Source organism: Arenimonas sp. GDDSR-1 (assembly GCF_025980345.1).
Classification (GTDB): domain Bacteria; phylum Pseudomonadota; class Gammaproteobacteria; order Xanthomonadales; family Xanthomonadaceae; genus Arenimonas.
Window position 1 is genome coordinate 61,282 of record NZ_JAPDUI010000002.1, and the last position, 6,068, is coordinate 67,349.

At 63.3% G+C, this 6,068-nt stretch carries 6 protein-coding genes; all 6 read left to right on the plus strand.

The window, feature by feature from the left end:
* The first annotated feature begins 32 nt into the window (after positions 1 to 32).
* Genes fabF through holB form a run of 6 tightly spaced genes read left to right on the plus strand, consistent with a single transcriptional unit; the run spans position 33 to position 6,047 of the window.
* Positions 33 to 1,268: a beta-ketoacyl-ACP synthase II gene (fabF, locus tag Q0W88_RS00935; RefSeq protein ID WP_297798989.1), complete on the plus strand. Its 1,236-nt coding sequence runs from the start codon at positions 33 to 35 to the stop codon at positions 1,266 to 1,268.
* Positions 1,269 to 1,281: 13 nt separating this feature from the next.
* Positions 1,282 to 2,628 carry an aminodeoxychorismate synthase component I gene (locus Q0W88_RS00940; protein ID WP_297799036.1) on the plus strand — a complete coding sequence of 449 codons (1,347 nt, stop codon included), beginning with the start codon at positions 1,282 to 1,284 and terminating at the stop codon, positions 2,626 to 2,628.
* Positions 2,625 to 3,431, plus strand: coding sequence for an aminodeoxychorismate lyase (gene pabC / locus Q0W88_RS00945; RefSeq protein WP_297798991.1), 807 nt, complete (start codon positions 2,625 to 2,627; stop codon positions 3,429 to 3,431). Before Q0W88_RS00940 ends, pabC begins: the two co-directional genes overlap by 4 nt.
* A 3-nt stretch (positions 3,432 to 3,434) precedes the next feature.
* Positions 3,435 to 4,448, plus strand: coding sequence for an endolytic transglycosylase MltG (mltG, locus tag Q0W88_RS00950; RefSeq protein ID WP_297798993.1), 1,014 nt, complete (start codon positions 3,435 to 3,437; stop codon positions 4,446 to 4,448).
* Position 4,449: 1 nt separating this feature from the next.
* Entirely contained in the window at positions 4,450 to 5,079 is a 630-nt protein-coding gene (gene tmk / locus Q0W88_RS00955) for a dTMP kinase (RefSeq protein ID WP_297798995.1), read from the plus strand.
* Positions 5,076 to 6,047: a DNA polymerase III subunit delta' gene (holB, locus tag Q0W88_RS00960; protein ID WP_297798997.1), complete on the plus strand. Its 972-nt coding sequence runs from the start codon at positions 5,076 to 5,078 to the stop codon at positions 6,045 to 6,047. Before tmk ends, holB begins: the two co-directional genes overlap by 4 nt.
* Positions 6,048 to 6,068: the final 21 nt, after the last annotated feature.

The following is a 6,068-nucleotide window of genomic DNA, read 5'->3' on the forward strand; positions in this document are numbered from 1 at the left end:
TCCCGAGCCGTCAAAATTCCGGAGTCTCGCTTATGAAACGTCGTGTTGTAGTCACTGGTATGGGCATCCTGTCGCCGCTGGGCAATGATTTGGCCAGCAACTGGGATGCCGTCATGAACGGCCGGTCCGGCATCGGCAACATCACCCATTTCGATGCCAGCGCCATGGCGACGCATATTGCCGGCGAGGTCAAGGATTTCGATCCGAAAGCCTGGTTCTCTCCGAAAGACGTCAAGAAAATGGACATCTTCATCCATTATGGTCTGGCCGCATCGTTCATGGCCATGCAGGATGCCGGTCTGGAAATCACCGAAGCCAACGCCGAGCGCGCCGGCGTGCTGGTCGGCTCCGGCATCGGCGGCATCCGCGGCATTGAAGAGACCGCGGTTGATCTGCACCTGGGCGGCCCGCGCAAAGTCTCGCCGTTCTACGTGCCGAGCACCATCATCAACATGATTTCCGGGCAGCTGTGCATCATGAAGGGCTTCAAAGGCCCGAACTTCTCGGCGGTCTCGGCCTGCGCTTCCTCCAACCACTCCATCGGCATGGCCATGCGCATGATCCAGTACGGCGATGCCGACATCATGGTCGCCGGCGGTGCCGAACACGGCTGTACGCCCACGGCCGTCGCCGGATTCTGCGCCATGAAAGCGCTATCGACGCGCAATGACGAGCCCGCGCGCGCCAGCCGTCCGTGGGACCGCGACCGCGACGGCTTCGTGCTCGGCGATGGTGCCGGCATCCTGGTGTTGGAAGAATACGAACACGCCAAAGCGCGCGGCGCCCGCATCTATTGTGAACTGGCCGGCTTCGGCGCCAGCTCCGATGCCTATCACATGACTGCACCGAGCGACACCGGCGAAGGCCCGTCACGCTGCATGGTGATGGCGATGAAGGATGCCGGCGTCAATGCCGACCAGATCGACTACCTCAACGCCCATGGCACCTCCACGCCGCTCGGCGATCTGGCTGAAACCAATGCCATGAAGCTGGCGTTGGGCGATCATGCCTACAAAACCCTGGTCAGCTCCACCAAGTCGATGACCGGTCACCTGCTCGGCGCGGCCGGCGGTGTCGAGGCCGTGCTCTCGATTCTGGCCATGCAGCATGGCATCGTTCCGCCGACCATCAATCTGGAAAACGCCTCGGAAGGCTGCGATCTGGATTATGTGCCGAATGTGCCGCGCGAGAAGAAACTCGATGTGGTGATGTCGAACGGTTTCGGTTTCGGGGGCACCAACGGCACCTTGGTGTTCCGCAAGCTCTGAGGGCCTCGTGGCCCTGATCCGCCAGGACCTGCCTGCCGCCGTCGATCCGACGGCATTGCAGCGTCTCGATTGCGCACGTTATCCGCTGCTGCTGCAGAGCGTGGCCGGCGGCAATGCCTTGTCGCGCTGGGACATCCTGTTCATCGCCAACGGCGAAGGGCTCTATAGCCGTGACGGAATAACGCATGGACTGGATGGCGAAGTGCGTGAAGGTGGTTTCCTGCCGGCGTTCGATGCGGCATTCACACAGCATACGAAGATCATCGATAAGGACGGTCTGCCGTTTCACGGCGGCTGGGCGCTGTATCTCGGCTACGAGATTGCCGGACAGATTGAAACCTCGCTTGATTTGCCGGCGTTTACAGGCCCCTTGCCGGATGCGCTGGCGCTGCGCTGTCCGGCGGCGATTCTTTTCGACCGCGTCGACAACCGCTGCTTGGCTGTGGCGGAGCCCGGTTATGGGCATCTGTTATCAGCCATTCAAGCCGACATTGCAGCTGCAGCGGCCTTGGCGCCGGTGCCCGAATGGCCCCAGGTCGGAGATTGCCACGAGGATGCACCGGAACGCTTCACATCCGGGGTTGCGCGCATTCTCGATTACCTGAAAGCCGGCGATGTGTTCCAGGTCAATCTGTCACGGGCTTGGAACGGCCGCTTTCCGGGCGCTGATGCCTACGCCCTTTACGCGCGCCTGTGCCGGATGAATCCGGCGCCGTTTGCCGGTCTATTGCGTTTTGCCGATTGGGCGCTGCTCAGTTCCTCGCCCGAACGCCTGGTCAGTGTCAGCGCCGGCAAGGCACAGACCCGTCCGATTGCCGGAACGCGTCCGCGCATGCCCGGCGATGATGAAGCCGCAAAGATCCGTGAGTTGATCGGCCATCCCAAAGAGCGTGCCGAACATGTGATGTTGATCGATCTGGAACGCAACGACCTGTCGCGCGTGTGCGAACCGGGTTCGGTGAAGGTCGATGAACTGATGTGCGTGGAAACCTACGCGCATGTGCATCACATCGTTTCCAACATCACCGGTTCGCTCAAGCCCGGAACCTCGCCCGGGGAAGTCATTTCCGCGGTGTTTCCGGGCGGCACCATCACCGGCTGCCCGAAGGTGCGCTGCATGGAAATCATCGCGGAACTGGAACAGGGCGGACGCGGACCGTATACCGGCGCGCTCGGCTATGTCGATGGCAACGGCGACATGGACCTGAATATCCTGATCCGCAGCCTGTGGCTGCAGGGTGACCGGCTGCAGCTGCGGGCCGGTGGCGGCATCGTGGCTGATTCAAATCCCGACAATGAACTGCAGGAGACACGGGCCAAAGCCAAGGGTCTGTTGCGGGCCATCGGAGCCGTGGAATGAGCGCGCTGATTTTCCGGGGCAATGACCCCATTCAAGCACTGTCGGTTCAGGATCGTGGCCTGATGTACGGGGACGGGCTGTTTGAAACCCTGCGTGCCAGCGGCGGCGAGCTGCCGTGGTGGCCGGCGCATTGGCGCCGTCTGAAGGGCGGTGCAGAACGGCTCGGTCTGCCATTGCCCGATGAGGGCGTGATTCATGCCGCCGCACGGGAATTGCTTGATGTCCGGCCGCAGGTGCTGAAGATCATCCTGACCCGCGGCGAATCCGGGCGCGGCTATTTGCCGGTCGCTGGTCCGTCAACCTGCATTCTCAGCGTGCACCCTTTGCCGCCGCCGATGGCCGAACCGCTGCGCCTGCATTGGTGCACGACCCCGGTTGCGCAACAGCCGGTGCTGGCCGGCATGAAGCATCTGAACCGCCTGGAAAATGTCCTGGCCCGCCGCGAATGTGCCGATGCCGGCTTTGCCGAAGGCCTGATGTGCGATGGCGATGGGCAGGTGATCTGCGCCACTGCCGGCAATGTCTTCCTGTATTTCGATGGCCATTGGCACACGCCCGATCTTGCCCGCTGCGGCATTGCCGGCATCGCCCGGGAAAAACTGCTGGCCATGCTGGAGGATGTCCGCGTAGCGCCGGTCACCCGCGATCAGGTCGAAAACGCCGATGCGGTTTTTCTGTGCAATGCCGTTCGCGGTATCATGGAAGTCCGGTATCCCGGATCCGTTCCGGTTATTGGCCACGCGGCCCTGGCTGCGCTGCAACAGCGCTTTCTGGCCGCCCATCCATTTTTTGCAGACGAGTAGGGCATGGCCAGGAAAAGCCGTTGGCGCAAATCCATTTTCCTGATCGCCCTGCTGGCGGCGGTGCTCACCCTGTTCGGCGTTCTGCGTGTGCGCGATTTCGCACAGGCCCCCCTGCAACTTCCGGCAACGGCGATGGTGACGGTCGCCAAAGGCGATGGCCTGAACCGCGTGCTGCCGAAACTGCGTTCCGCCGGCATCACCCAGGGCTGGGATTGGCAATGGAAAGTGCTGGCGCTGCAGATGCAGATGGCCGGTCGGATCCATGTCGGCGATTATGAATTCAGCGATGGCACGACCCCTGCCGGCGTGCTGGCCAAGCTGGCCAGCGGCGATACCGCGCGGGTGAAATTCACGCTGGTGGAAGGCCGCAGTTTCCGGCAAATGCGTACCGAATTGGCCACCTTGTCCGAACTCGACGATGACCTCACCGGAAAATCCGACAGCGAGATCATGGCGCTATTGGACCGTCAGGGCGTGCATCCAGAAGGCCGCTTCCTGCCCGATACCTACTTCGTGCCCAAATCCGGAAAACGCAGTGATCTGCTGCGGCAGGCCGCCGAGGCCATGGACGCGGCATTGGCCGAGAGTTGGAACGGGCGGGATTCCGGTCTGCCGCTGAAATCCCCGGAGGAGCTGCTGACGCTGGCCTCGATTGTCGAAAAGGAAACCGGCAAAGCCGAGGAACGGCCGCAGATCGCCGGCGTGTTCGTGCGCCGCTTGCAGAAAGGCATGCGTCTGGAAACCGATCCGACCGTGATCTACGGCATCGGTGACGGGTATGATGGCAATATCCGCAAAAAAGACCTGCAGACCGTGACGCCTTACAACACCTACCGCATGCACGGCCTGCCGCCCACTCCGATTGCCATGCCCGGCCGTGCCGCGCTGCAGGCTGCCGCCCATCCGGCCCCGGGCGATGCGCTGTTCTTCGTGGCTACCGGCGACGGCGGCCATGTGTTCTCCGCCACCTACGAGCAGCACCGCAAAGCGGTGTCCACTTACCAGCTGAAACGATGACATGCCCCTGAATTCCGGAAAACTGATCAGCATCGAGGGCGGCGAAGGCGCCGGTAAAACCACGGTGTTCAATGCCATCCGCCAGTATCTGGGCGAGGCCGGACTGACCGTCGTCGGCACCCGCGAGCCGGGCGGCACCACCGTCGGCGAACAGATCCGCGAGCTACTGCTGTCGCCCGATCACCGCATCGTGCCGGAAGCCGAGTTGCTGCTGATGTTCGCGTCGCGGGCGCAGTTGGTGCAGGAATTAATCCGTCCGGCTCTGGCGCAGGGTCATGTGGTGTTGACCGACCGTTTCACCGATGCCAGTTTCGCCTATCAGGGCGGTGGCCGCGGCTTGCCGGTGGCCCATATCGAAGCCCTCGAACGGGACTTCGTCGGCATCCGTCCCGATCTGACCCTGCTGCTGGATCTGGGCGTGGAGCAGGGCATGGCGCGTGCCCAGTCGCGCGGGCAGGCGCTGGATCGCATCGAACAGGAGCGCACAGATTTCTTTCTGCGCGTACGCGAGACCTACCTGCAGCGTGCCGCGCAGGAACCGCAGCGCATCGTGATTATTGACGCCTCGCAGCCGCAGGACGCGGTGGTTCGGCAAGTTTTAACCGCCCTGGCCCGCTGGATGTCGGCATGAGCCTCAGCGCTTGGCAGGAGCCGCTGTTTGCACGGGCCGTATCGGCTTTCCAGGCCGGCCGCCTGGGCCATGCGCAGCTGCTGCAAGGCGAGGCCCATCTGGGCAAACTGGATCTGGCACGGGCCTTGGCGCAGCGTCTGCTGTGCCAGCAGGCGGATACCGCCTTGCCGGCCTGCGGCGCGTGTACCGCCTGCCAACGCTTCGTGCAGGGCAGTCATGGCGATTTCCGGCAGATCGGCATCGAGCTCAATGAGAAAACCGGCAAACTGAAAACCGCCATCGGCGTCGACCAGATCCGCGACATGTCCGAATGGCTGGCCCTCACCGCGCAACTGGCCGGGCCGCGGGTGGTCATCATCGAAACCGCGCATCGGCTGAATGCCCAGGCCGCCAATGCGCTGCTGAAAACCCTGGAAGAACCCATGCCCGGGCGTTATCTCATACTGGTCACCGACCAACCCAAGGCGCTGCCGGCCACGGTACGCAGCCGCTGCCAGCGCATCGAGATGGCCTGTCCGGACACCGCCACGGCACTGGCCTGGCTGAAGCAGAACCGGATCGCGGAGGCCGATGCCAAAGCCCTGCTGGCCATGGCCGGTGGTAATCCCGGTCTGGCGCTGGAATGGGCCGGAAATGGCGGTTCGGCCCTGTATCAGGAAGTCCGCGCCGATCTGGCGGCCTGCGTGAAAAACCAGACCGGTCCGGCCGCCATTGCCCGCAAATGGCTGGCCGATGAACGTACCGACCTTCGCCTGCTGTTCGCGGCGCAGATTGCCTACGGGCTGGCCCGGACCTGGGCGGCGCAGGCCGCCCAGGGCGCCAAACGCCCGCAGGCCGTTGAACGTCTGCAGGAATGGATTGATGGCATCAACCGTTTGCGGTTAAGCTTAAGCCAGCCCCTGCGTCACGATCTCGGCCTGGCCGGACGGATGCTGGAATGGCGGCAACTGCTGCAGGATTTCCGATAGGACACCCCCATGGCCACACCC

Bases quoted from the DNA above. Each gene is read 5' to 3' on its own strand.
- fabF (WP_297798989.1), top strand. From the start codon at position 33: ATGAAACGTCGTGTTGTAGTCACTGGTATGGGCATCCTGTCGCCGCTG.
- pabC (WP_297798991.1), top strand. From the start codon at position 2,625: ATGAGCGCGCTGATTTTCCGGGGCAATGACCCCATTCAAGCACTGTCG.
- mltG (WP_297798993.1), top strand. From the start codon at position 3,435: ATGGCCAGGAAAAGCCGTTGGCGCAAATCCATTTTCCTGATCGCCCTG.
- tmk (WP_297798995.1), top strand. From the start codon at position 4,450: ATGCCCCTGAATTCCGGAAAACTGATCAGCATCGAGGGCGGCGAAGGC.
- holB (WP_297798997.1), top strand. From the start codon at position 5,076: ATGAGCCTCAGCGCTTGGCAGGAGCCGCTGTTTGCACGGGCCGTATCG.